This window comes from Allobaileyella intestinalis, from assembly GCF_009695865.1.
Lineage (GTDB): Bacteria > Bacillota > Clostridia > Peptostreptococcales > Anaerovoracaceae > Allobaileyella > Allobaileyella intestinalis.
In genome coordinates this window covers 210,151-235,223 of sequence record NZ_VUNB01000004.1, presented here as the reverse complement: position 1 = coordinate 235,223, position 25,073 = coordinate 210,151, and the positions used below count along the sequence as shown (strand labels likewise).

General features: G+C 45.0%; 20 protein-coding genes. 15 read left to right on the top strand and 5 right to left on the bottom strand.

Features of this window, described 5'->3' with window-relative positions; genetic code table 11:
- Window positions 1-358: 358 nt before the first annotated feature.
- The 5 genes from ilvB (at window position 359) to ilvA (ending at window position 6,576) form a co-directional block, all read left to right on the top strand.
- Window positions 359-2,020: a biosynthetic-type acetolactate synthase large subunit gene (ilvB, locus tag FYJ66_RS06015; RefSeq protein WP_154572608.1), complete on the top strand. Its 1,662-nt coding sequence runs from the start codon at window positions 359-361 to the stop codon at window positions 2,018-2,020.
- A gap of 11 nt (window positions 2,021-2,031) precedes the next feature.
- Window positions 2,032-2,550 (top strand): acetolactate synthase small subunit, encoded by a 519-nt coding sequence (ilvN, locus tag FYJ66_RS06010; protein WP_154572607.1) that lies wholly within the window; start codon window positions 2,032-2,034, stop codon window positions 2,548-2,550.
- Window positions 2,543-3,553, top strand: coding sequence for a ketol-acid reductoisomerase (ilvC, locus tag FYJ66_RS06005; protein ID WP_154572606.1), 1,011 nt, complete (start codon window positions 2,543-2,545; stop codon window positions 3,551-3,553). Before ilvN ends, ilvC begins: the two co-directional genes overlap by 8 nt.
- Before the next feature lie 99 nt (window positions 3,554-3,652).
- The gene (ilvD, locus tag FYJ66_RS06000) at window positions 3,653-5,317 is read left to right on the top strand and encodes a dihydroxy-acid dehydratase (protein ID WP_154572605.1); all 1,665 of its coding nucleotides are present in this window, start codon (window positions 3,653-3,655) and stop codon (window positions 5,315-5,317) included.
- Window positions 5,318-5,364: 47 nt separating this feature from the next.
- Window positions 5,365-6,576 carry a threonine ammonia-lyase gene (gene ilvA / locus FYJ66_RS05995; RefSeq protein WP_154572604.1) on the top strand — a complete coding sequence of 404 codons (1,212 nt, stop codon included), beginning with the start codon at window positions 5,365-5,367 and terminating at the stop codon, window positions 6,574-6,576.
- 137 nt (window positions 6,577-6,713) lie between these two features.
- Here the strand turns inward: ilvA and FYJ66_RS05990 are convergent, their stop codons facing one another.
- Window positions 6,714-7,925, bottom strand: a complete 1,212-nt coding sequence (locus tag FYJ66_RS05990) for an ATP-binding protein (protein WP_154572603.1) — start codon at window positions 7,923-7,925, stop codon at window positions 6,714-6,716.
- 290 nt (window positions 7,926-8,215) lie between these two features.
- Between FYJ66_RS05990 and secG the strand changes: the two genes are divergently transcribed.
- From secG to pheT, 6 genes are all read left to right on the top strand, one after another.
- Complete coding sequence (gene secG / locus FYJ66_RS05985) at window positions 8,216-8,449, top strand: preprotein translocase subunit SecG (RefSeq protein ID WP_154572602.1); 234 nt, start codon at window positions 8,216-8,218, stop codon at window positions 8,447-8,449.
- A gap of 133 nt (window positions 8,450-8,582) precedes the next feature.
- Window positions 8,583-10,598, top strand: a complete 2,016-nt coding sequence (locus FYJ66_RS05980) for a sodium-translocating pyrophosphatase (protein WP_154572601.1) — start codon at window positions 8,583-8,585, stop codon at window positions 10,596-10,598.
- 433 nt (window positions 10,599-11,031) lie between these two features.
- A complete protein-coding gene (locus FYJ66_RS05975; RefSeq protein ID WP_154572600.1) occupies window positions 11,032-11,907 on the top strand; it encodes an SPL family radical SAM protein in 876 nt (291 codons plus the stop codon).
- Window positions 11,908-11,958: 51 nt separating this feature from the next.
- A complete protein-coding gene (locus FYJ66_RS05970; RefSeq protein WP_154572599.1) occupies window positions 11,959-12,681 on the top strand; it encodes a metallophosphoesterase in 723 nt (240 codons plus the stop codon).
- Between the two features lie 187 nt (window positions 12,682-12,868).
- Window positions 12,869-13,906, top strand: coding sequence for a phenylalanine--tRNA ligase subunit alpha (locus FYJ66_RS05965; RefSeq protein ID WP_154572598.1), 1,038 nt, complete (start codon window positions 12,869-12,871; stop codon window positions 13,904-13,906).
- Window positions 13,907-13,927: 21 nt separating this feature from the next.
- Window positions 13,928-16,348 carry a phenylalanine--tRNA ligase subunit beta gene (gene pheT / locus FYJ66_RS05960; RefSeq protein WP_154572597.1) on the top strand — a complete coding sequence of 807 codons (2,421 nt, stop codon included), beginning with the start codon at window positions 13,928-13,930 and terminating at the stop codon, window positions 16,346-16,348.
- A gap of 161 nt (window positions 16,349-16,509) precedes the next feature.
- Here pheT and FYJ66_RS05955 read toward each other — a convergent pair whose 3' ends face one another.
- Complete coding sequence (locus FYJ66_RS05955) at window positions 16,510-17,160, bottom strand: thiamine diphosphokinase (RefSeq protein WP_154572596.1); 651 nt, start codon at window positions 17,158-17,160, stop codon at window positions 16,510-16,512.
- A gap of 173 nt (window positions 17,161-17,333) precedes the next feature.
- Here FYJ66_RS05955 and FYJ66_RS05950 point away from each other — a divergent pair, with 173 nt between their 5' ends.
- A complete protein-coding gene (locus FYJ66_RS05950; protein ID WP_154572595.1) occupies window positions 17,334-18,335 on the top strand; it encodes an alpha/beta fold hydrolase in 1,002 nt (333 codons plus the stop codon).
- A gap of 21 nt (window positions 18,336-18,356) precedes the next feature.
- On the top strand, window positions 18,357-19,433 hold the full coding sequence (locus FYJ66_RS05945) for a DUF975 family protein (protein ID WP_154572594.1): 1,077 nt from the start codon (window positions 18,357-18,359) through the stop codon (window positions 19,431-19,433).
- 27 nt (window positions 19,434-19,460) lie between these two features.
- On the opposite strand, the gene FYJ66_RS05940 is transcribed toward FYJ66_RS05945, so the two are convergent.
- Genes FYJ66_RS05940 through pepF form a run of 3 tightly spaced genes read right to left on the bottom strand, consistent with a single transcriptional unit; the run spans window position 19,461 to window position 23,039 of the window.
- Window positions 19,461-20,363 carry an RluA family pseudouridine synthase gene (locus FYJ66_RS05940; RefSeq protein ID WP_154572593.1) on the bottom strand — a complete coding sequence of 301 codons (903 nt, stop codon included), beginning with the start codon at window positions 20,361-20,363 and terminating at the stop codon, window positions 19,461-19,463.
- 34 nt (window positions 20,364-20,397) lie between these two features.
- Window positions 20,398-21,201 carry an NAD(+)/NADH kinase gene (locus tag FYJ66_RS05935; RefSeq protein WP_154572592.1) on the bottom strand — a complete coding sequence of 268 codons (804 nt, stop codon included), beginning with the start codon at window positions 21,199-21,201 and terminating at the stop codon, window positions 20,398-20,400.
- A 26-nt stretch (window positions 21,202-21,227) separates the two neighbouring features.
- A complete protein-coding gene (gene pepF / locus FYJ66_RS05930; protein ID WP_154572591.1) occupies window positions 21,228-23,039 on the bottom strand; it encodes an oligoendopeptidase F in 1,812 nt (603 codons plus the stop codon).
- Window positions 23,040-23,148: 109 nt separating this feature from the next.
- Here pepF and FYJ66_RS05925 point away from each other — a divergent pair, with 109 nt between their 5' ends.
- Both FYJ66_RS05925 and FYJ66_RS05920 read left to right on the top strand, forming a co-directional pair.
- Window positions 23,149-23,793, top strand: a complete 645-nt coding sequence (locus tag FYJ66_RS05925) for a hypothetical protein (RefSeq protein ID WP_154572590.1) — start codon at window positions 23,149-23,151, stop codon at window positions 23,791-23,793.
- Between the two features lie 38 nt (window positions 23,794-23,831).
- The gene (locus FYJ66_RS05920) at window positions 23,832-25,058 is read left to right on the top strand and encodes a M16 family metallopeptidase (RefSeq protein ID WP_154572589.1); all 1,227 of its coding nucleotides are present in this window, start codon (window positions 23,832-23,834) and stop codon (window positions 25,056-25,058) included.
- Window positions 25,059-25,073: the final 15 nt, after the last annotated feature.

Below are 25,073 nucleotides of genomic sequence, written 5' to 3'. Positions count from 1 at the left end.
AAACCTTTCCTCTCGACGAATGCTGGCTCAGGGGTGAGACACCGAACCGGATCTGCATCCTTCCACCAGCCGGATGCTCTCTGTAAGATCCCTTGATCGATTTATTCCCGTCATCGCCCTTGTATTAAATTTATATAACAGAAAAGGAATAAAGGTATTTCCTTAACGTTTTGTATAATCTATCCTAAAAAAAATAGGTTGTCAACACTAAAACTGTATATTTACAAAAAATATTTTAAAGTATTTGGTGAAATACACAAATTTATGTTGACATTTTAATATGGTTCAATATAATTACATCAACACATCGTTTTTTGTTGAATTGCGTTCCATTAGATTAATTTGGAGGATAGGATTTATGAAATTAACAGGATCTCAGATAGTTGCTGAGGTACTGCTGGAACATGGAGTAGACGTCGTTTTCGGATATCCCGGAGGAACAGCTCTCAATATATATGATGAACTGTACAAGTACAGTGATCGTATAAGGCATGTGAGAACCGCAGACGAGCAGGGTGCATCTTATGCGGCTGACGGATATGCAAGAGCTACAGGGAAGACCGGAGTAATGATGTCGACCAGCGGACCAGGTGCTACTAACCTTGTAACAGGACTGGCTACTTCTTATATGGACAGCATCCCGGTGGTGGCAATTACATCCAATGTACCGGATTCCTTGATTGGCAAAGATTCCTTCCAGGAAATAAGCATTACCAACGTCACAATGCCAATAACGAAGCATAATTTCTTCGTTAACAGGATTGAGGATCTGGCTGATTGTCTGAGAAAAGCTTTCCAGATTGCACAGAGTGGAAGAAGAGGTCCTGTCCTGGTGGATATCACAAAGGATGTAACAGCTGCTTCTACAGAATATCAGCATCAGGAACCACTTCCTCTCAAGGAAAAGCCTGTTATCAGCGAAGAAGATGCCCGCAAGGCAGCTAAGATGATCAATGATGCCGAAAGACCTGTTGTTTACGCAGGAGGCGGAGTAATTGCATCAGGAGCAGAAGAGCTCCTGAGAGAGCTGTGCAGGAAGGCGGACATCCCAGTAGTCCATACACTGATGGCCTGCGGCGTCCTTCCAAGCGATGATCCTCTCTGCCTGGGAATGGTAGGAATGCATGGATCTATAGCTGCCAACAGAGCTGTGGATCATGCAGACCTGGTAATTGCCCTGGGAGCCAGGTTCAGCGACAGAGTAGCTCTCAACCCGCAGAAATTCGCAAGACGAGCAAGAATTTTACAAGTAGATGTAGATAAATCAGAAGTTGATAAGAACGTTCAGGTGGATATGGCTGTTGTGGGAGATGACAAGTCTTTCCTGGAAAAGGTTACTCCACTGGTGGACGGAGCTAAGCACACAGAGTGGCACGAGCGGGTTCTGAACTGGGAGACTAAGCACAGGTATCCTGAGGATCCAGATGCCAGCCTCCATCCTTCAGAAATCATGAAGATCATCAGCGATTACACTGATTCAGATACATATTACGTTACAGACGTAGGCCAGCATCAGATGTGGGCTGCTCAGTACATTAATCACAGAAGTGCAAACCACTTCATTACAAGTGGCGGTCTTGGTACCATGGGCTTCGGATATGGTGCTGCAATTGGAGCAAAAATCGGGAAACCTGAGGAACAGGTGGTAATGATCACAGGCGACGGTTCTTTCAATATGGATCTGAACGAGGTCATCACCGCAATCAGAGAGAAGCTTCCAATAGTAACTGTTCTTCTAAACAACAATGTTCTGGGAATGGTTTATCAGTGGCAGACTATCTTCTATGACAAGAGATATTCCACTACTATTAATGACAACGGAATTGATTATCTGAAGGTGGCAGAAGGTTTTGGGGCAAAAGGATACAGATGTTCCACACCGGAGGAGTTCGATGCAGCTTTCAAGGAAGCGCAGAACAGCGATGTTCCGGTATGGATAGAATGCCTGATTTCGCCGGAGGAAAGAGTTCTCCCGATGATTCCGGGAGGAAAGACCGTAGATGATATGATCATAAACTAAGGAGACACAGGATGTACAAACCATTAACAAAGAATATTGTCAGCGTCCTGGTGTTGAACAAGGCGAATGTTCTTGCCAGAGTTGTGGGAATGTTCGGACAGAGAGGATTCAACATTGATTCTCTTACTGTATCAGCTACTAACGACCCGACAATATCAAGGATTACTATCGTATTCGATGCAAGAGCCACATCCATGCAGCAGATAATCACTCAGACTGAGAAGCTGGAAGTGGTAAAATCGGTTACCGTACTTACGAGAGAAAACGGGCTTTACAGAGATATGCTTCTCATGAAGGTACAGGCCCGGCCTGAAGACCGGCAGGCTATAAAGAATATCGTTGACATTTATAGGGGCAGAATCGTTGACCTATCCAGGGACAGCCTGATAGTTGAACTTACGGGAACGCCTAATAAAATAAATGGTTTTATTGATGTAATGGCAGATTACAACATTCAGGAGGTCTGCCGCACAGGTATTACAGCTATAGAAGTTGCCGAGAACATCGGAGAAGGAGACAGAGATGATTAATAAGTATTACGATCAGGACTGCAACATGGGAATGCTTGATGGAAAGACAGTTGCTGTCATCGGCTTTGGAAGCCAGGGACATGCTCATGCAATGAACCTTCATGAAAGCGGAGTAAATGTAGTTGTAGGTCTGAGACCAGGATCAAGACACGTTGCAAATGCTGAGAAGGCAGGACTGAAGGTTATGGGCATTGAGGAGGCAGCTGAGGCCGGTGATCTGGTTATGATCCTTACTCCAGATGAACTTCAGGCACAGATATACAAAGATCAGATTGCACCTCATCTCCATGCAGGAAACGTTCTGATGTTTGCTCACGGATTCAACATTCACTTTAAGCAGATCGTTCCACCAGCTGATGTAGACGTTGTAATGGTTGCTCCTAAGGGACCTGGCCACATCGTAAGAGACATGTATACAAAGGGACAGGGTGTTCCTTCACTAGTAGCTGTATATCAGGATGCTTCTGGAAAAGCAAAGGATTATGGCCTTGCTTATGCTTCAGGAATCGGTGCAGGGAGAGCAGGAATCCTGGAGACCACATTTAAAGAAGAGACAGAGACAGACCTGTTCGGCGAGCAGGCAGTTCTGTGCGGCGGTGTCTGCGAGCTGATGAAGGCAGGCTTCGAAACACTTACAGAGGCTGGCTACGCTCCTGAGATGGCATACTTCGAGTGCATTCACGAGATGAAGATGATCATCGACCTGATTTATACAAAGGGATTCGACATGATGAGATACTCCATTTCCAACACAGCAGAGTATGGTGATTACATTACAGGACCTAAGATTATTACCAAGGAAAGCAGAGAGGGTATGAAGAAGGTTCTGTCCGATATCCAGGACGGCACATTTGCCAGCGACTTCATCCAGGAGTTCAACGCAGGCGGAAAGGCCAAGTTCCTGGCAATGAGAGCTCAGCAGGCAGCTCATCCTACAACTGAGGTAGGAAAGGAGCTGAGAAGCATGATGAGCTGGCTCAACGACGAGAAGGAAGTAAACTAAGATTTTTCCTTTTGTAAAAGACGGTCAGGACTGTGAAAACAGTTCTGGCCTTTTGCGGTATTAGCGGACTGATGAGACAATTATTTACGAGGTGAATATATGGCAAAGATAAGCGATAATGTAACAAAGGGCGTAGAAAGAGCTCCTAACAGAAGTCTTTTTTACGCCATGGGATATACAAAAGAAGAACTGGAGAGGCCCCTGATAGGTGTGGTTTCAGCTCATTCGGAAATAGTACCAGGCCACATACATCTGGATAAGATCACCGAAGCTGTAAAAGCTGGTGTGCGCATGGCAGGAGGAACACCGATTATGGTTCCGGCAATCGGTGTGTGCGACGGTATTGCCATGGGCCACACGGGAATGAAATATTCTCTTCCAAGCCGTGAGCTTATAGCAGACAGCCTTGAATCCATGGCCATTGCCCATGCCTTCGACGGGCTGGTCCTTGTTCCTAATTGTGACAAGGTAGTTCCGGGAATGCTCATGGGCGCATGCAGGGTGAACATTCCTACAGTCCTCTGTTCCGGCGGACCTATGATGAGCGGCAAGGTCTTCGGTGAAGAAGTTTCTCTGTCAAAGATGTTTGAAGCAGTAGGGGCCAGAAAGGCCGGGTTCATCGATGATGAGCAGCTTCGCATTTATGAGGAAAATACCTGCCCCGGGTGCGGATCCTGTTCAGGAATGTATACGGCAAACTCGATGAACTGTCTATCCGAAGCCATTGGAATAGCCCTTCCTGGAAACGGCACTATTCCGGCTGTCCAGGGAAGAAGAATCATGCTTGCTAAACATGCAGGTATGGCAGTAATGGATATGGTGGAAAAAAATATTAAGCCAAGAGACATCATTAACGAGAAGACCGTAAGAAATGCTCTTACCTGTGATATGGCCCTTGGCTGTTCAACTAACACCGTTCTTCATCTCCTGGCTATCGCTCACGAGGCAAAAGTTCCTGTTGATCTTAAAATGTTCAATGAAGTAAGTGCAGTTACACCAAACCTGTGCCACCTGGCTCCTGCCGGAGACACTCACATGCACGACCTGGACATGGCAGGAGGAATTCCTGCAGTAATGGCAGAACTTAACAAACTGGGCCTCCTGGACACTACACAGATGAACGTTAACGGCCATACAGTAGCTGAAAATATCGAAGGTAAAATTCCTACAGACAGAACTGCCATCAAAAGCGTTGAGGAACCTTACAGCAAGACAGGTGGTCTCATGGTTCTCTGGGGTAATATTGCTGAAGAAGGCTGCGTGGTAAAAAGAAGTGCAGTAGCTCCTGAAATGCTGGTGCACTCAGGTCCGGCAAGGGTCTTCAACAGTGAAGATGAAGCCATAGATGCTATTTATAACGGCAGGATCGTAAAAGGTGATGTTGTTGTCATCAGATATGAAGGACCTAAGGGCGGCCCGGGAATGAGAGAAATGCTCAATCCTACCAGCGCACTGGCCGGAATGAAGCTGGACAAAGACGTTGCACTGATTACAGACGGAAGATTCAGCGGTGCCAGCAGAGGTGCTTCTATAGGTCACGTTTCTCCAGAGGCGGCCAGCGGCGGTGCCATCGCCTTGATCAACGAGGGAGATATTATTGATATAGATATTCCGGGAGCTTCAATAAACGTAAGGATCAGCGATCAGGAGCTGGAAGAAAGAAGAAAAGGCTGGAAACCTATGGAGCCTAAGATCAAGGAAGGCTGGCTCAGCAGATATTCAAGGATGGCATCTTCAGCTTCTAAGGGAGCGGTTCTGGAATAATCATGGCAGTTATTCATTCACAGCAGTAAATCAGGATGGAATAAGAAATGTTAGAATTAAAAGACTTCGAGAAAGCAACCGAAATAGTACAGAAAGTCACCAGACCTACACATCTTGTGTACAGTGACTATTTTTCCGAACAGTGTGGAAACAAGGTTTATATCAAACCGGAAAACATGCAGCTGACAGGTGCCTATAAGATACGTGGAGCATATTACAAAATCAGCACCCTTTCTGATGAGGACCGGAGCAAAGGTCTGGTAGCAGCTTCTGCAGGAAATCATGCTCAGGGAGTAGCATATGCTGCAAAGGCCTACGGTGTTCCTGCAACAATCGTAATGCCGACCACCACCCCCTTAATCAAAGTCAACAGAACTGAGAGCTATGGTGCAAAAGTAATCCTCAAAGGCGATGTGTACGATGAGGCTGCTGATTTTGCCATTAAATACGCAGAAGAAAAGGGTATGACCTTCATCCATCCATTTGATGACCCGGTTGTAGCCACAGGCCAGGGAACTATTGCAATGGAGATCATCAAAGATCTTCCTCTTGTTGATGCTATTCTGGTTCCTGTTGGCGGTGGCGGACTTGCTACAGGAATTTCTGTACTGGCAAAGCAGCTTAAACCGAATATCAAGATAATAGCTGTAGAACCTGCAGGAGCAAACTCACTGCAAAAGTCCATGGAAGCCGGCAAAGTAGTGACAATGAAAGAAGTTCATACAATTGCCGACGGTACAGCAGTAAAAACTCCGGGCAAAAATGTTTTTCCTTACCTGCAGAAAAACATTGATGAGATAATCACCGTAGAAGATGATGAGCTTGTGGTTGCCTTCCTGGACATGGTGGAAAACCATAAGATGGTAGTGGAGAATTCCGGCCTTCTTACAATAGCAGCTCTGAAGCATCTGAAATTTAAGGATCAAAAGGTCGTTTCAGTTCTCAGCGGAGGAAACATTGATATCATTACCATGTCCAATGTAGTGCAGCACGGCCTCATAATGAGAGACAGAATTTTCACAGTTTCCGTTATGCTTCCGGATAAGCCTGGTGAACTTGTAAAAGTTGCAAAAAGTGTTGCTGATTCCCAGGGCAATGTAGTCAGACTGGAACATAACCAGTTCGTAAGCATCGACAGGAACCACAAGGTAGAGCTTAAGCTGACTATCGAAGCCTTTGGTACGGATCATAAGAGAAAGATTATCTCTGACCTTAAGGCAAAAGGATATGATGCTAATGAAACGGGAGTAATGATGTAGTGGAAAGAGATCCTTCTTATTGCCTCTGCTATTCCTGACAAAAATGATATTCAATTAAAAAGTCCGGTGATGTTCAGTAAATGACATTCCCGGATTTTTTATAATTCTTATTGTATAGATGACAAATTTGCGGAAAATCAGATGCCGATGGAGGAGAGAATGATGAACTGTTTTGCAGTTCTCGGCGATCTCCCGTTAGCTCTGATGGCAAAGGCCTCGGCTTTTCTGAAAAGCTCTTCTTCGCTGTCGTAGGCAAGGCCTCTTTCGTCGGCCAGCTGTTTTACAATCTCCAGGTAAAGATCTTTTTCAGGCTTCTGGAAGGTAATGGTAAGCCCGAATCTGGCTGACAAGCTCATGGTCTCCTGCAGAGTATCATTCAGATGGAGATCCGTTCCCATACGCTCTTCCGAAGTTTCTTTTACAAGATGTCTTCTGTTGCTGGTGGCATAAAGCACCATGTTGTTGCTGCGGCCGGAAACATTTCCTTCAAGAATGCCTTTCAACGCATTGTAGTCGTCATCATTGGAATCGAAGGTAAGGTCATCAATAAAGAAAATAAATTTCAAAGGGTTATATTGAAGAGCCTCAACGATATCGGGAATCTGAGAGACTCTGCTTTTGCTTATTTCAATGAGCCTGACGCCTTTGTCAAAGTAGGCGGCGGCGCAGGCTTTTACAGTTGATGATTTTCCTGTTCCAGCGTCTCCGTAGAGCAGAACATTACATGCATCGCGGCCGGCAGCAAGAGCTTCTGTATTTTTCAACACCTTTCTCCGTTCAAGGTCATATCCGTATAAGCTTTCCAAAGGCTGAAATTCCGGTTCTTTTACGGGAACAAGCACTCCATTCTTTTCTTTAAACATGGAATACTGGGCAAATTTGCCAAAGCCTCTTGTAAAAAGGTTGTTCAGCAGCTGGCTGTAGGTTCCGGAAATATCTACAGGTGTTGTGTCAAAGTCCGGAAGCTGGATATCTGTATCGATGCACTGAGCAATGTCCTTATCTGTAATAGCGCTGACTTTCTGCAAGGTGTCCAGCTCTCTGTAAAGGGTCTTTACTAAAGCAGGTGAAGGAGACATTTTCCTGAGACGGAGCTGGATAATTGCATCATTTCCGTGGAGAATGCTGTCCCTGATAAAGGTGCTGAGATTTCCGCCCTTAAAATAAAGTTCCTGACAAAAGGCTCCGTATTTACTGATCTTTGATTCTGTAGTCTCTCCTGAGTCATGTTGAATGGACTTGAGAAGGCTGATCAATGTTGAGTAAACAGGATCCTCCAGCAGAGACCTCATGGCTGAGAAGGAGCAGAGCTGCTGACAAATATTGTTAATATCTTTACTGCTGTACATGTTAGGTAGTCTCCTTGCACTTAAAATTGTACTTTTTTAAATAATTCCGTGCTTTAATTAATGCTAGTTGATATATTGTAAATAGTCAATAAGAAAATCATAATTTATTGTTATATAACCACAAATAAACCGTTCCCGTTTATTATCAAAAACAACGCCAGACCTTGAAACGTATGGGTTTCTACAATCTGTACTGTTGACACAATATAATGTGTGTGTTAGAATTTCAGGACGCTAAAAGAGACTCATATTGGACCTGGCGTCCAATATTTTTTTTCAGGAGGTTTTTGATGCATACGGTTTTAATGGTGATTCTGCTGTTTGCCAGCATTTTCATGATAGTCAGCATTCTGCTTCAGTCCAGTAAAAGTGACGGTCTTTCCGGAGCTATTGCAGGAGGTGCAGAGCAGCTTTTTGGCAGGAAGAAGAGCAATACATATGACGCAATGCTCTCCAAAGTAACTACTGTAAGCTCAATTGCATACATTATTCTTACCCTGGTAATAGTTACAATTTTCAATTAAGTTTACTCCAGTATCTCTCAGGAGATACTGTTGTTTTGTGAAGGGATCGTGCAGTGCTTCGGGGTGCGCCGAGACCTTTATATTTTTTATATTATTTTTTTGGAAAGAATTTAATTAAGGAGGTTTGTAAACAATGCAAACTTGGATTATCCCTGTAATTGCAATTCTGGGATTGCTTGTTGCATTTTGCCTTGCTTCTTACGTAAGCAAGTCTGATGCAGGCAATGAGAGAATGCAGGAGATTTCCGGATTTATCAGAGAGGGTGCCTTTGCTTTCCTGACAAGTGAGTACAAGGTGATGGCTATTGTTATCGCTGCACTTTTCCTGATTATCGGTCTGGCCATCAACTGGACTTCCGGTGTTCTCTATGTGTTCGGTGCGCTTCTTTCTGTTCTGGCAGGATTCTTTGGAATGAATGTCGCTACAAAGGGTAACGTAAGAACAGCCAGCGCAGCTATGAATCACGGTATGCCAAGGGCTCTGAAGGTTGCCTTCAGAAGCGGAGCTGTAATGGGACTCTGCGTTGCCGGACTTGGTCTTTTCGGACTGGGCGTTGTGTTCGTAGTTCTGGACATGGCAACTATTCAGCAGTGCATCACCAGCTTTGGTCTTGGTGCTTCTTCAATGGCTCTGTTCGGACGTGTAGGCGGCGGAATCTACACAAAGGCTGCAGATGTTGGTGCTGACCTTGTTGGTAAGGTTGAGGCTGGCATTCCTGAGGACGACCCTAGAAACCCTGCTGTAATCGCTGATAACGTTGGAGACAACGTAGGAGATGTTGCAGGAATGGGTTCTGACCTGTTCGAGTCTTATGTTGGTTCTATCATCTCTGCTGTTACACTGGCTGCAGTTGCAGTAGATGCTTCAGGAATTCAGGGAACATTCACTGCAAGGACAGCTGCTATTTTCCCTCTGATAATTGCAGCACTGGGAATCGTAGCTTCTGTAATAGGAGTTCTCAGCGTAAGAGGATCTGAGAACGTTAACCCTGCTAAGTCCATGAATGTTGGAACATATGTAGGCGGAGTTATCGTAATCGCCGGTTCACTTTTCTTCAGTGGAAAAATGCTGGGTTCTTATACATATGCTTACGCTATTATTGCAGGTCTGATTGTTGGTATCATCATCGGTCAGCTTACTGAAAGATATACTTCAGATCAGTACAAGCATGTAAAGAGAATTGCTGAGGAGTCTCAGACAGGTTCTGCTACAACTATTATTTCCGGACTTGCTGTAGGAATGGAGTCCACAGTTTGGCCTATCATATTCATTGGTCTGGGAATCATCATAGCTTACAACTTTGCAGGTCTCTACGGTATTGCTCTTGCAGCTGTAGGAATGCTTTCAAACACTGGTATGACAGTTGCTGTTGACGCTTATGGTCCTGTTTCAGATAATGCTGGTGGTATTGCTGAGATGTCAGAGCTTCCTGAGAATGTAAGAAACATTACAGATACTCTGGACTCAGTTGGTAACACAACAGCAGCTATTGGTAAGGGATTTGCAATTGGTTCTGCTGCTCTTACAGCACTTGCTCTTTTCGCTTCCTTCTCGCAGGCTGCAAAGATCAAGGTAGTAAGCCTTCTGGATCCAATGGTTATAGTTGGTCTGTTCATCGGAGCAATGCTGCCATTCCTGTTCTCTGCAATGACAATGAGCTCAGTTGGTAAAGCTGCTAACCAGATGATTCAGGAAGTAAGAAGACAGTTCCATGAGGACAAGGGTATTCTTGAGGGAACAAGCAAGCCTGATTACAAGAAGTGCGTAAGCATTTCCACACAGGCTGCTCTTAAAGAGATGATTGCTCCAGGTCTCCTGGCAATTATCGCTCCACTTCTCATTGGATTCCTTCTGGGAGTTGAAGCTCTCGGCGGAATGCTGGCAGGATCTCTTGCCTGCGGTGTTCTCCTTGCAATCATGATGGCAAATGCCGGTGGTGCATGGGATAACGCCAAGAAGTTCATCGAAGGAGGAGCTTTCGGTGGAAAGGGATCTGACACTCATAAGGCTGCAGTTGTTGGTGATACTGTAGGAGATCCATTTAAGGATACATCCGGACCATCTATCAACATCCTCATTAAGCTGATGACTATCGTATCACTGGTATTCGCTCCAGTATTCGTTCAGTTCGGAGGAATTCTGTTCTAGTCATCGATGGATTGTCTTTAAGAATAAATACAATAAGAGGCACTGCTGGAGTAATATCTGGCGGTGCTTTTTGTTATGTATAAATGAAGGCATCAAGAAAACAGGTAGATTCCGACAAAATAATTTCAACGTTTCATTCAGACTTCTGGATGCGGAGGGAGACGGAGTTTCCAGTCCTGTGGTCGTGAATGGAAAGCAGTACGTGGGAGCAAAGGTGAAGAGGCAGCCTCTGATTTTTCATGGCTCCGGGCGATACTCAGGAAATCAGGGGCTGTTTTTTTACCCGCGTTTTCATCGACTCTGTGGTATAGTGTAGAAACTGGATGCATTGCTGCTTTCGGTGAAATGTTCAGATTTGAAAGAGGATGGACAGCAGCTATAAAACGGATCCACTACCGCAGCGACTTGATAAATGAATTGAGAGATGTTTAGAATGCATTTTGTTGACGCAAAGGGAATACTCACTGGGAAAAACAACACTTATGGGATGAATATATACCGTGGGTGCTCTCACGGTTGTATTTACTGTGACAGCAGGAGCAAGTGCTACAACTTCACCCATCCCTTTGAGGACATAGAGGTGAAGCAGAATGCTCCGGAGCTGCTGGACAAAGCTCTGCGTTCCAGGCGGAAAAAATGCATGATCGGTACGGGATCCATGTCAGATCCCTATATGCACTGTGAAGAGAAGCTGAGGCTCACCCGAAAATGCCTTGAGATCATTCTGCATCACGGTTTCGGTGCGACTGTGATAACGAAGTCCGACCGGATCATGCGGGATATGGATCTGCTTGACGCCATAAATCAGGAGTCAAAATGCGTGGTACAGATGACACTGACCACCTATGATGACCGGCTCTGCAGCATTCTGGAACCAAATGTATGCAACACAAAAAGGCGCGTCGAAGTGCTGCAGGAGATGAAGGCGCGGGGGATACCCACCGTCGTCTGGCTTTCTCCAATACTACCGTTTATCAACGATACAGAAGAAAATGTCGCATCCATCCTGGATGCATGCATAGATGCTGGTGTGAAAGGAATCATCTGCTTTGGCATGGGGCTCACTCTGCGGGAGGGAGACAGGGAGTATTTTTATGCCGCTCTGGATGAACACTTTCCCGGTCTGAAACAGAGATACATCAAGAAATACGGCAACGCGTACGAGCTGCGGTCGCCGAATGGAAAAGAGCTGATGGCCCTGTTTAATGAAACATGCCATAAAAATCAGATTTTATCCACACCTGAGGCGTGCTTTTCATATATCGCTGAATTCCCGGAAAAATATCAACAGATGAGTTTTTTCGGGTGATTCTCGCCAGAAACACCGCGACACTGCACATGAGAAAGTTGAGATAGTAAAATGAAGGTATTGATCATTCCGGACGTGCACCTCAAGCCGTGGATGTTCGGAGATGCTGAAAAGATATTTCTGGAAAAGAAGGCAGACAGGGTGATATGTCTCGGGGATCTCCTGGACGACTGGGGATGCGAGTACGATGACCAGCTGTACTGGGACACCCTTGATGCGGCCGTGGACTTTGCCACCCGTTATCAAGATACATTGTGGTGCCACGGGAACCACGACCTCGCTTACGTCTGGAATACCTGGGTCTCAGGAACGTCTTCTGATCCGTTTGCAAGACAGGCTGCGGGAAACGGGCTGAAGGACCTCTTCAACGCCATACCTGACGGAAACCTGGCATACGTTCACAGGATCGACAACGTTCTCTTTTCCCACGGAGGAATATCCCGTAAATTCGTGAAGAAGAGGGTGGACGAAAGCCTGGAAAAGGACGTGGATCAAGTGATCGCAGAGATCAACGGGCTGAAGCTGGAGAACATGTGGGGAGACGATTCGCCCCTATGGCTCCGGCCTCAGAGAGCGTTCACACGATATCCAGTTGAAATGTACCGGGAGGACATGCTACAGGTGGTGGGGCATTCGCCAATGAGAAAGATCACTCGGGAAAACAATCTGCTGTCCTGCGATGTTTTCTCTCTGGACTGGGAAAGACAGCCCCTGGGCACCCAGGAGTTCTGCCTCCTGGATACTGTTACGTGGGAGTGGGAAGGAACCAGGTGATTCATGCAAAAACCTTGCTGGTTTTCTCTTTCCTGCCGTTTCTTTTTACAAAACAATCCGTTATTTTTGTTGTTTTCTCACACTTTGCAATTGAGGAATTTCTCTCATCATGTTAAAATCAACAAGTTACTTTTAATATGTAATATGCATTTTTAGCAAAAAATTACTGCATGAAGGGAGAATAGAAATGCTGGAAAGATTAGAGACTATTCGCCAGGAAGGTCTTGAGAAGATCAGCCAGGCAGCCAGTGTAGATGCGCTTCAGGAGGTACGCCGGGAGCTTACCGGTAAGAAAGGACAGCTCACTGAAGTGCTTAAGAGCCTTAAAACTCTGGAACCTGATATGAAGAGACAGGTGGGAATGAAGGCTAATGAAATCAAGGAGTTTTTCTCCGATAAGATCAAAGAAAGAGAAGAGGAGATCGTTGCTTCCCAGTCTGTACTTGAGGAAGAGATCGACCTGACACTTCCGGGCAACGCACCACAGAGCGGAGCTCTTCATCCTATTACACAGATGTGTTATGACCTGAACGATGCCTTCCTCTCCCTGGGCTTTGAGGTCTTTAGCGAGGATGATATTAGCAGTGAGAAATTTGCTTTTGATAATCTGAATTTTGCAGCTGACCATCCTGCCAGAGCCACTATGGATACATACTGGATCGAGGGAACAGAGAACCTCAGCGGAAACGACAGACTCTGTCTGAGACCACATCTTACAGGTGGTTCTGTCCGTTACCTTATGGAGCACGGAGCCCCTGCAAGGTTCGTATATCCGGGAAGAGTATTCAGAAACGAAAATACCGATGCCAGACACGAAAGAGCTTTTTTCCAGTACGAAGCGCTGATTGTGGACAAAGACCTGAGCTTTTCCTCTGGAAAGGTGATGATTCAGACTATTCTGGAAAAGGTTTTCGGCCGCAAGATAAATGTCCGCATGAGAGAAGGTTTCTTCCCGTTCACAGAGCCGGGATACGAAATCGACATGGAATGTCTTGTTTGCGGAGGAAAGGGCTGCAGAGTATGTAACGGAAACGGCTGGATTGAGGTAATGCCAGGAGGCGTAATCCATCCAAATGTTCTTAAGGCAGCTGGTCTTGATCCAGATGTATATTCAGGATTCTATACTAATATCGGTCTGGACAGACTGGTTATGATGAGATACGGAGTTGACGATGTCAGACTGTTCCACAGCGCTGACCTGAGATTCCTGAAGCAGTTCAAATAGTAAAGGGAGGTTTGGAAATATATGAAAGTATCACTTAATTGGGTCAGGAAATATGTCCAGCTTCCTGAAGATCTTACTAATGAGCAGCTTGCCTACGATCTCACCATGCGTACTGTTGAGGTTGAAAGCATTGAGAACAGTGCAGACAAGTTCAAGAACATCGTTGTTGGTGTAATCAAGTCTGTAGAGCCTCACCCGGATGCAGATAAGCTGAGAGTCTGCATGGTGGACATTGGCGAAGATGAGGATAAGCAGATCGTCTGCGGAGGATCCAATCTTTATGCAGGGGAAAAAGTAGTTATCTCAAAGCCGGGAGCAGTGGTTTACTGGCATGGTGAAGGTGAACCTGTAGCTATAAAAGAGACAAAGATGAGAGGTGTTAAATCCTACGGAATGATCTGCGGCGCTTCCGAGGTTTACCTGGATGACTACTATCACACTGATGATGAATCAATAATAGTCGATCTTGGAGATGCAGATTGCTATCCGGGACAGTGCGTTGCTGAAGTAATTGGAATGGATGACACCATTCTGGATATTGACAACAAATCCCTTACAAACAGGCCAGACCTGTGGGGACATTACGGCATTGCCAGAGAACTGGCTGCTATTTACAAGGTTCCACTGAATCCTGTTCCAGATGAAAAGCCGGATCCATCACTTCCTGATTTCAGAATTGATATTGAAGAGCCTGAGAAATGCAGCAGGTTCTCTGCATTGGTTATCGACGGAGTTGATACAAGACAGGCGCCGGCATGGATGAAGACAGCAGTTACCAACGGCGGAATGAGACCTATCAACGCTATCGTTGATATTACAAACTACATTATGATGGCAGTTGGCCAGCCTTCACATGCATACGATTTCACTCACGTAGATGATCACATCGTAGTGAGAAATGCAAAGGAAGGCGAGAAGCTTATCCTTCTGGACCAAAGTGAGCTGGATCTTACAGAAGGAGATCTGATCATCTGCGACAAGGAAGAACCTCTGGGTCTGGCCGGAATAAGAGGCGGAAGAAAAGACTCTATTTTGCCAGAGACCACAAAGATCGTACTTGAGATGGCTGACTTCGACGCCGGTACTATCAGAAAGACCGGCAAACGCTTCGATCAGAAGACAGACGCATCCATAAGATATGAGAAGGGAATTGATACCCAGAGAATCGATCAGGGAATTTCACTGGCCATTAAACTGTTCAAGGAAATTTTCCCTGACTGCAAGGTGGTTGCTGCCGGAGAGAATTACCCGACCCCCACTGTTCAGAGCCGGATTCAGGTGGATACAGATCTGCTTTACAGACGTCTCGGAAAGACAGTCTCTAACGAAGAAGTTGAGGACACTCTCACCAGACTGGGTTACGAAGTTGAGTGGAACGACAGGGGATTCCTGGCCACAGCTCCTACCTGGAGATCTACTGGAGACGTATCAATCTGGGACGACGTAATGGGAGACCTGGCAAGAATCTGGTCCTTCGAAAGCTTCGAGGCAAAGCCTCTGCCTGTAAACTTCGAGAATGCTGTTCGTCAGCCTGTTGTAAGTCTGGACAGAAAGCTGAGGGAACACCTGGCATTCCGCTGCGGATATAACGAGATTTTCACATATCCATGGGTTGAGGAGAAATACATCGACGCTGCCGGTATAGATAAGTCTCAGGCAGTACGCCTGGCAACACCGCCGGCTCCGGATATGGTTAATCTGAGACAGTCACTGGTTCCGGGCATGCTGGAGTCAGTAATGAAGAACCTCAGATATTTTGATGAGTTCAGGCTTTTCGAAATGGCTCAGGTTTATCATAAGGGAGAGTACCACGAGAGCACAGAAGAAGAAGTACTGCCAGTGCAGAAGCTGACCCTTTGCGGAGCTGTTGTGGGCAGTGACGGAAAGAAAGATTTCTTCGATGCAAAGGGCACAGTAGAATCCCTTTCAAGATACTGCCATATGGAAGAGCTTTCGTTTAAGCAGGTGGAAAAACCATCTTGGGCAGATGAGAAAGTATATCTGAATATTCTCCTGAAAAAACAGGTTATCGGTTCACTGGGCCTTGTTTCTGTTCAGGCAATGAATGCTGCCGGCATCAAGAGAACGAATATGGCTGTATTTGAGCTGGATGAAACCGCACTTATTCCGCTTGCATCAAGAGATAACAAGTTTGTACACCTGCCTCTCTACCCTGAAGTAGATGAGGATCTGTCCATCCTTGTTGACGAGTCAGTAAAATGGGCTGAAATTGTTGAGGCCATCAAGAACCACTGCAAGAGTCTGAGATTCGTTGAAGAGTACAGAGGACAGCAGGTTCCTGAAGGCAAGAAGTCAGTAACCTTGAGCCTGACCATCGGTTCTGATAAGGGAACTATGAAGGCAAAAGAGATCGACAAGAGAATGAGCAAGATAATCAGAACTCTTGAGAACAAGGTGGGAGCTGAACTGAGAGAAGGTTAGTCCATAATAAGACCATAGATTAACTAAGTGTATAATAAAATGCAGCAGTCATCAGTAGTTAGTACATAACTTCTGTGGCTGCTGCATTTTGTAATGATCTTCAGTTCTGTATATCTGGTTCTTTAGATATTATTGAATATCTTTAATAATCTGTGAGCAACTTATTTCTGTGGCTCCGTATCCCGTGACCTGGCAATGAGGAGAGTACCTTTTTTTACAGTAACCCTGGCATATGATCCTGTAATTTCATTGCTGATTCCAAGGGTGCCTGTCCGCTTCATATCTACGTTGTGGAGCTCGTACTTGGCACCGGTGATGGTCACGCCCTTTGCTTCGCTGTCATAGGGAACTACACCAAAATACTTATACCGCCTGGAATTAGGCAGGTTTATTGACCCGTTGGTGATCATAGTGAGGTAGTTGCTGTCGTCCATAAAACGAACAGTTATTCCTCTTTCGGTGAATTTGCTTAAAATAGAAATATTTCCCAGCATGTGATCCAGTCTGCCGCCTATGCCCCCGTAAAATGTAATATTATCGCAGTTCATCTCAATTGCGTGATTGAGGCTGGCTTCTGCGTCAGTAAGGTCCTTCTCAGAAGGGTAGGTAATATACAGGCAGTCGAACCGCTGGTCAATAGTGGTGGAATCGAAGTCACCGATTACAGCATCTGGAATGATATTGAAATTCCTGGCGATCATCTGTCCGCCATCTGCGCATATAATGTAATCAGCATCTTCTGTAAGCTGGTATAGCAGCCTGTCTGAAGGATGGTCTACGTATGATAAAATAATCAGGCATTTCTTGCTCATGGCTACACCTCCGTGGTTTCTATGTGTTAATTATACACCAAGGCTGCCCTTGCGTAAAAACCATGAAATGCTATAATTATTGCCTGTGTACCCAGTTTTAAACGGGTACATGAATATCAGAAGATTTGTAAAAAGGGGATTATTATTTTAGTTATGTTTCGGGAGGAGAGATTATGAGGGTTCCTTTTGGGAATCTTGAGTATGGGCCGTTTATGAACAATCAGGTCAGCCGGTGGCTCAGTGAAGAGGTTAAAGAAGGCCGGGTCATAACACCGGACAGAATGGAACTTCAGTATTTCAAAGCTGTTCAGCCACGGCCTGATAAAAGCAGAGGAAAGGTGGTCATCATTCATGGTCACAGTGAATTTTTCGGCAAATATCATGAGCTGGCCTACGATTTCTACGACATGGGTTATTCCGTCTTTTTCCTTCAGTTCAGAGGCCATGGAAAATCATGCCATGTTTCCCACGATCCTGAATATATTCACGTAAGCAGTTTTCTGGAATACGTTACGGATATCAAAACCTTTATGGATGATGTGGTTATGAAGGAAAAAGGTTCCGGCCCGGTTATATTGTTCGCCCATTCCATGGGAGGCTGTGCTTCCGGACTTTTCCTCGAAAGACATCCAGGCTATTTCGACAGCGCCATACTCTGTTCGCCTCTGTGCAAGCTGAGCTTTCCAAAAGATTCATATTGGAAGGGAAGGATCAAGCTGTTCTATTCAGGAGTTATGGGATGGCAGGACGAGGCTGTTCAGGGAATGAAGCGCTTTGATCCTAACAAAATCAGGTGTATTCCTGCCACATTTTCGGCTGTCCGCTACGAATATCAATTTAAGCAGCGTGTGGAGGAACCGGAGTACAGAGCGCACATGACTACATACGCCTGGATCAGAGCTGCTTACCAGGCAACTCAGGAACTGATGGCCAAGCTTCCTGTAATTAATATCCCTGTTCTTCTTCTCAGCGGAACAGACGATCATATGCTGGACAGAAAAGGGCATTTTGATTTCCAGCGAATGACTGGAAATACCCGGCTTGTGGAGATAGAGAACGCCAGTCATGATATTTATTCCTGCTCGGCGGAAATCCTGGAGCAGTTCTGGAATGCCATAGATCAGTTTCTTGCAGATCTGGATTGTGATCCGGACCGGGATGTGAGATTAACATAGTAACAAAGAGGTAATATCAATATGACGAAATTTATTGTAAGGGAGCCAAATGGAGTTATACGGCTTCTGACCCAGAAGCACCTGGATGGCCACATGAAACTTTTCTTCGCAGGAATTTTTCTTTACACCTTCCTGGATCAGTGGGTACCGGAAATCATAGGCGTATTTATGCCGCGGAATTACATGGATGTTCTTGGATATACTGAAGAGATGCCTGCAGATGTGGCCAGCCAGATACCGAATATTCCTTTTGTGATGCTGGTATATGCTGTTCTGCTGGGAGGAGCACTGACTCTTGGAAGGGCTTTATATACATTGTACTTCCTGAGAAATCACAAGGTGTCTCTGCCATCAGTATTTGATGGTTTTCAGTTTTACCTGAAAGCTCTTCTACTGTATTTCGTAATGGTAATGATCATTTCTGCCATGACGATGCTGCTGGTTATTCCTGGAGTCATTGCCTATTTCATGTTCAGCCAGGCCTTCTACATTCTTGCCGATGATCCTTCAAAGGGAGTTTTCCGCTGCCTTGCAGAGAGCCGGTATCTGATGATAGGGAACAAGATGAAATTGTTTTCTTTTGATATGACTTATATTCTGCTGATTATGATCTGCATGATGCCTTCCTATCTGGTTCAGGCTTATGGAAATATTATTGATACTACAACTCTGGCAGGTGCATTGATCTACCTGGTCCTGAGACTTCCACTGGTATATGCAATGGGTCAGCTCTACCTGGGACAGACAGTGTTCTATGAACTGATGATTACCGGCGGCTTCAGAAAATTCCAGTACAGAGGAGAAGATACATTCAGGGACGCCTTTTCCAATGCCCAGACATCAGTTCACGATTTTCCTTTTCCTTTCGATGGAGGAGATCAGATCAGGAGACAGAACAGATCAGAAACATCGGACCAGGACAAAGTTACTCCTTATGATCCAGGGGAAGATGATTCTCCTGATGAAGAGGATATTCAAGACGTTCAGGATGTTTCGTACACAGTATCTGATGATATCACTGATCAAGATCAACAGAATCAGGGAGAAGAAAATGATCAGGAAGATTCTGTAAGCAATAGGGACAACAACAATAACTAAATACAATCTTATACAAAAAGATCCGGCTTAACACCGGATCTTTTCTATTAGTTCTTTCATGTCTTCTGGCAGGGGAGCGGATATGTCTATTTGTTCTCCTTTAATGGGATGTTTAAATACTATTCTTGTGGAATGAAGAGCCTGTCTGTTAAGCACATCCGTATTTCCGCCATATAATGGATCTCCTGCAAGGGGATAGCCTATGTGAGCCATGTGAACTCTTATCTGATGGGTTCGTCCTGTATGGAGAACAACCCTGATTAAAGTGTATTCCCTGAATCTTTCCAGCACACAGACTTCCGTGACAGCAGGCTTCCCATCAGGGAGGACGGCTCTGTGAATGCTGTCTCCCTCAGGTCTTCCAACAGGCAGATCTATTACGAAGTGGTCCTTATCTTCTGGAATTACGCCGCAAACCAGGGCTGTATATTCTTTTCCTACTGTATGTGCTCTCATCTGAGTGGAAATGCCGTTCTGAGCGTTGGAATTCTTAGCTACAATAACAATTCCCGTGGTGTCCATGTCTATTCTGTTGGCAAAACGGATCTTAAATGACTGATGAGAGTCTTCCATGTACTTCTGAATACCGTTGGCCAGAGTGTGGCATGGATGACCTTTAGTGGGGTGAACAGTAATGCCTGGCTGTTTGTTTACCAGAAGGAGGTCCTCGTCTTCATAAAGAATGTCCACAGGAATGTCCTCAGGTGTAAAATCGCTTTTTTCCTCCGGAAGCCGGATGGAAATCACGTCTCCTGTATGGGTTATGGTGTGGCCGGGTACAGGAGTTCCGTTGAGATCCACCAGCTTGTCAAATTTCATTCTGGTTCTGAAGCGGTGTGAAAAAGTAAACTGAGAACGGAGCAGTTCAGCTACTCGTTTCCCGTCATTTTCAGATGTTACTGTATATGTATATTTAGGTTTATTGCTCATTGTAAAAAAATATCTCATCAAAGTATTTCAGATGTTACAGCAGTTTTGAATTCAGTTTCTCCCAGTAGTTATATGTTTCCAGGCGTATTATGTTTATGGTCACATCAGACTGAGTGATCTCAATCTTATTTACGTTCCTGAAGGAGCTGGTAAGACCGTCGTTTACTACCTCGATGCTGTCCCTTGACGTCCTGTTGTTTGGTGTAAGTGTCAGCTTCATAGAAGAAGGATATACAATACTGGATCTGAAACATCTGTAGGCGTTAGTATTCATAGGGGCAATAGGGGTGAGCTGAAGAGCATCCAGTTCTGGAGCAGCCAGGGCCCCTCCAAGGGAGTAGTTGTATGCAGTGGAACCGGCACTGGTTGACACAAGCATACCGTCGCCACTGAACTCCTGAATCACTGTATCCTCAATGCTTACGGTAAAGTGAGTCAAGTGGGAATAAGGACCTCTGAAAAGCACTTCATTAAGGCCCAGAAACTGATCTACTCCCAGATTGTGATGGACCGTAGCGCAAACGGGACGAATCTCCTGGATTGTAAACCGGTCCGTTCCGATAATCTCTTCAAATCTTCCAATGCGATCAGCAGTAAATTCCTGAAAAAAGCCCAGATGACCGGTGTTGATTCCGATAATAGGCTGGGATGGAAAGTTGCAGCTCTGAACAAAACGGAGGAAGGCTCCGTCTCCGCCTACGCATACCAGAAGATCAGCATCTTTACAGTCATGGCATACAACAATTCCGTCAGCCTCCACGCTCTTTCTGAACTTATCTGCAGCCTCAATAGATTCCGGCCTGTCGTTATTGTAAATAAATACCTTTGATAGTTTCATTTTCCTGTCCCCCGTGATAATCCAGGTTATAACAATTTATCAAGCTGATCTACCAGGTCTCCGAAAACATTCAAAGCCTGATCAACAGGCTCCGGACTGCTCATGTCTACTCCAGCAATCTTAAGAAGAGAAACGGGATAATCGGAATCCCCAAGACTCAGGAATCTGAGATAATCATTCCTTGCTTCAGTGCCGCCGGTAAGAATCCTCTCCGACAGAGCCGTTGCAGCAGAAAATCCTGTTGCATACTGATAGACATAGAAATCTCTGTAAAAATGAGGAATCCTGCTCCATTCATACTTTATGAGATCGCTGTGCTTCATGGCCGGTCCAAAGTAATCTGTGTTCAGCTTATCGTAGATTTCGCTGCAGAGGTCAGCAGTGAGAGATCCTCCCTGACTTACGATTTCATGGGTTTTCTTTTCGAATTCCCCAAACATGGTCTGACGGAACAAGGTGGATTTAAACTGGTCGGCATAGTAGTTGACCAGGTACTTCTTCATCTCCAGATCATTTTCTTTTTCAGCCTTCCTGAGAAGGTATCTGATGAGAAGAGACTCGTTCACTGTGCTTGCAACTTCAGCAGTAAAAATAGAGTGTCCTCCGTAGATATACGGCTGATTCCTGCGGGTGTAATAGGAGTGCATGGAATGACCGCCCTCGTGAACCAGGGTGAATATATCATTCAGCCTTCCTGTAAAATTCATGAGAATAAACGGATAGCTGTCGTAGGATCCAAAGGAATAGGCTCCTGAGGTCTTTCCTTTATTCTCGTAAACGTCCACCCATCTCTCTTCAAGAAGGCCTTTTTTCAGTGTGGATACGTATTCACTGCCCAGGGGAGCCAGTGCTTCACAGGCAATGTCCACTGCCTCTTCGAAAGAATATTCCTTTTCTACTGGCTTTACAGGAGGAATGTACACGTCGAACATCTCCATTTCTTCAAGACCCAGGGCCTTTTTCTTGATGGCCGTGTACTTGTGCATCTCTGGAAGATGTTTGTGGACAACTTCAATCAGGTTGTCATATACCTGAAGAGGAATGTGATCTGGTGACAGGGCAGCATCAAGAGGTGAATCGTAGTTTCTCAGTCTGGATGAAACTGTGTTCTCCTTGACACTGTAGTTGTACATTGTGGCTATTGAATTAATAAGCTCCATGTACTTGCTGTAAATCCTTGTAAAAGCGTTTTTCCTCAGAGTTCTGTCCGGATCTTCCATGAGGCTTGAATAGGTGCCGTGGGTGAGGAGGTGAGATTTACCCTCTGAATCTTCTACGGAACCGAAATTCATGTCCGCATTGTTCAGCATCGTAAAAATCTCCCCGGGAGCACCCAGAACATCTCCGAGAGAAGAAAGAACCTTTTCCTCGTCTTTAGACAGTACGTGGGATTTCTGCTGAAGGATGTTATCCAGCATGAACCGGTACTCTTCCAGACCAGGTTCCTTATTAATGTACTGTTCTATAAGAGATGAATCTCCCTCAAGGATTTCCGGCACAATGAAGGAAAGAGCGGCAGATATCTCAGCAGCAGCTGTCATTGCTTTCTGGTTCATTTCCAGATACTTGCTGTTGCTGTTGTCTTCATCCTGCTTCATGTGTGAATACACAATAGCGTTGGAAAGTTTCCTCGAAATAGAGGTTTCAGCCTTCAATGTTTCAAGGAGAGAAGAAGATGAATCCAGAACATGGCCTTCCTGACTTCTTAGCTGTTCACTCATGGTTCTTGCATCTTCAATATCCCTGTTCCAGCGGTCATCGCTGTTGTACATGGATTCTATGTTCCATTTATATTTGTCTTCAATCTGATCTCTTGATTTCGTTACTTCTATGTTCATTTATTATCTCCATTATGATATAATTTACTTTGCGTCATAATACCCTCACGGGTGAAAAGTGTGAGTTTAACTCAGTAATAATACCACAAATAGCTTGAAAGGTGAACGAATGAGTGTAAAGGGACTGTTTGAAATTGTTGGAATAGAGGAGCCGTCAGAATTCACATATTTTGAGAATCTGGCCGACCTTCTGGAAACAGATGAATATATTGAAGAATCGGACCTGGAAGAACTCCTTCGCAGTATAGATAAAGATGTATTGTCAGAACTTCTTAGCAATTATTTTGATGAATTTCAGAAAATGATTCCTGAAGAAGAGACAGATTTTTTTGTGACGGTAGACACAATAAGCAAGAACCTTCTCGGTTCAGTGTCGGAGCTGGCTAAAGGTGGAGACCCTCAGGATACGGCCAGGGCAATCAGCGTTTTTCGCAAGTGGTATCTGAGGCAGGATAACGTTTTCGACCTTGATACAGGAGAAGAACTTTCAGTGAGAGATGCTCTTTTTAACCTGAGGGCCGACAAGCTTACAGGAAGCCAGCATAATTACAACTTCGGAACAGCTCTGGAGTATGAGGCAGACAGCTACAGCCTGCTGGTTGATGAACTTGTACAAACAGAATTCAATTCCGGCAGTGACCATGAACAGGGAACGGATATGGGATATGTTCCGGACAATCCTTATTCTGGTCTGAGTGAGGATGAAATCATAGAGATTCTGGACGAAAAAGAGGAAAATACAACAGATAACTAGGGCCGTGAGGTTAATATCACGGAATTTGGGAGAAATATATGGCAGAAATTACAGTACTTGATTCAGGAGTAAGACTGGTAACAGAGAAAATGGACAGCGTAAGATCTGTATCTGTGGGAATATGGTGCGATACAGGTTCGGTGTACGAGAAGCCTGAGGAATTCGGTATGTCTCACTACATTGAACACATGCTTTTCAAAGGCACAGAAAAAAGATCTGCATTCCAGATTGCTGACGAGATAGACAGAATCGGCGGGCAGATGAACGCTTTTACAGGTAAGGAATATACCTGCTTCTATGTAAAGTCTCTGGATCATCATTTTCGCAAAACTGCGGAAGTGCTTACAGATATGATAGAACATCCTTCCTTTGATCCTGAAGAAATGGAAAGGGAGAAGAAAGTAGTAATAGAAGAAATCAATATGAACGCCGATGATCCTGATGACGTAGCTCTGGATAAACTGGAAGCCATCGTCAACGAGGGATCAGGGATGGCTCATCCTGTTCTTGGTTACAAAAATACAGTCTCCTCATTTACAAGAGAGATGGTGGAAGAGTATTATTACAGCCATTATACGAGAGATGCTATTGTGGTTTCTGTGGCCGGATCCTTCGACTTTGATGAAGTAAAAGAATACTTTTCCGGGAAGTTCATGGGGCTCAGAGCTTCAAGAAACTCTTTCAGTGACCCTCACGTTGAAAACCCGGGTCAGAAGGTGGAAGTTGTAAAAGATATTGACCAGGCCCATCTTGCTCTTGGAGTCAGCTTGATACCTGCAGGGGACAGCAGGAAATATCCTGTGTCAGTTCTTAGCAGCATCATGGGCGGCGGCATGTCTTCCAGGCTTTTCCAGACAGTGAGAGAACAGAAGGGGCTGGCATATTCGGTTTATACTATGACCGGATATTACAGAAGTTCAGGAATGTTTGTAATTTGCGCAGGAGTTGGAAAAGACCGGGTGAAGGAAGCCATAGACGCTATTTTCATGGAGCTTCATAATCTTAAAAACGGAGAGATTTCTCAGGAAGAGCTGGACAGCTCCAGAGAGCAGCTGAAGTCTGTATATATTTTCGGAGAGGAAAGCGTTCAGACCCGTATGATTGCCAATGGCAAGGACCTGCTGGCTTACGGAAGATGCAGAGATCAGGAGGAGATCCTGAGTGGATTTGACAAGGTTACCCTTGATGATCTTTACAATGTCAGAGAGATGATCTGCTATCCTGACAAATATACCATTGTAAACGTAACGGGAAAGGAAAATTGATTCAATGAAGATAAG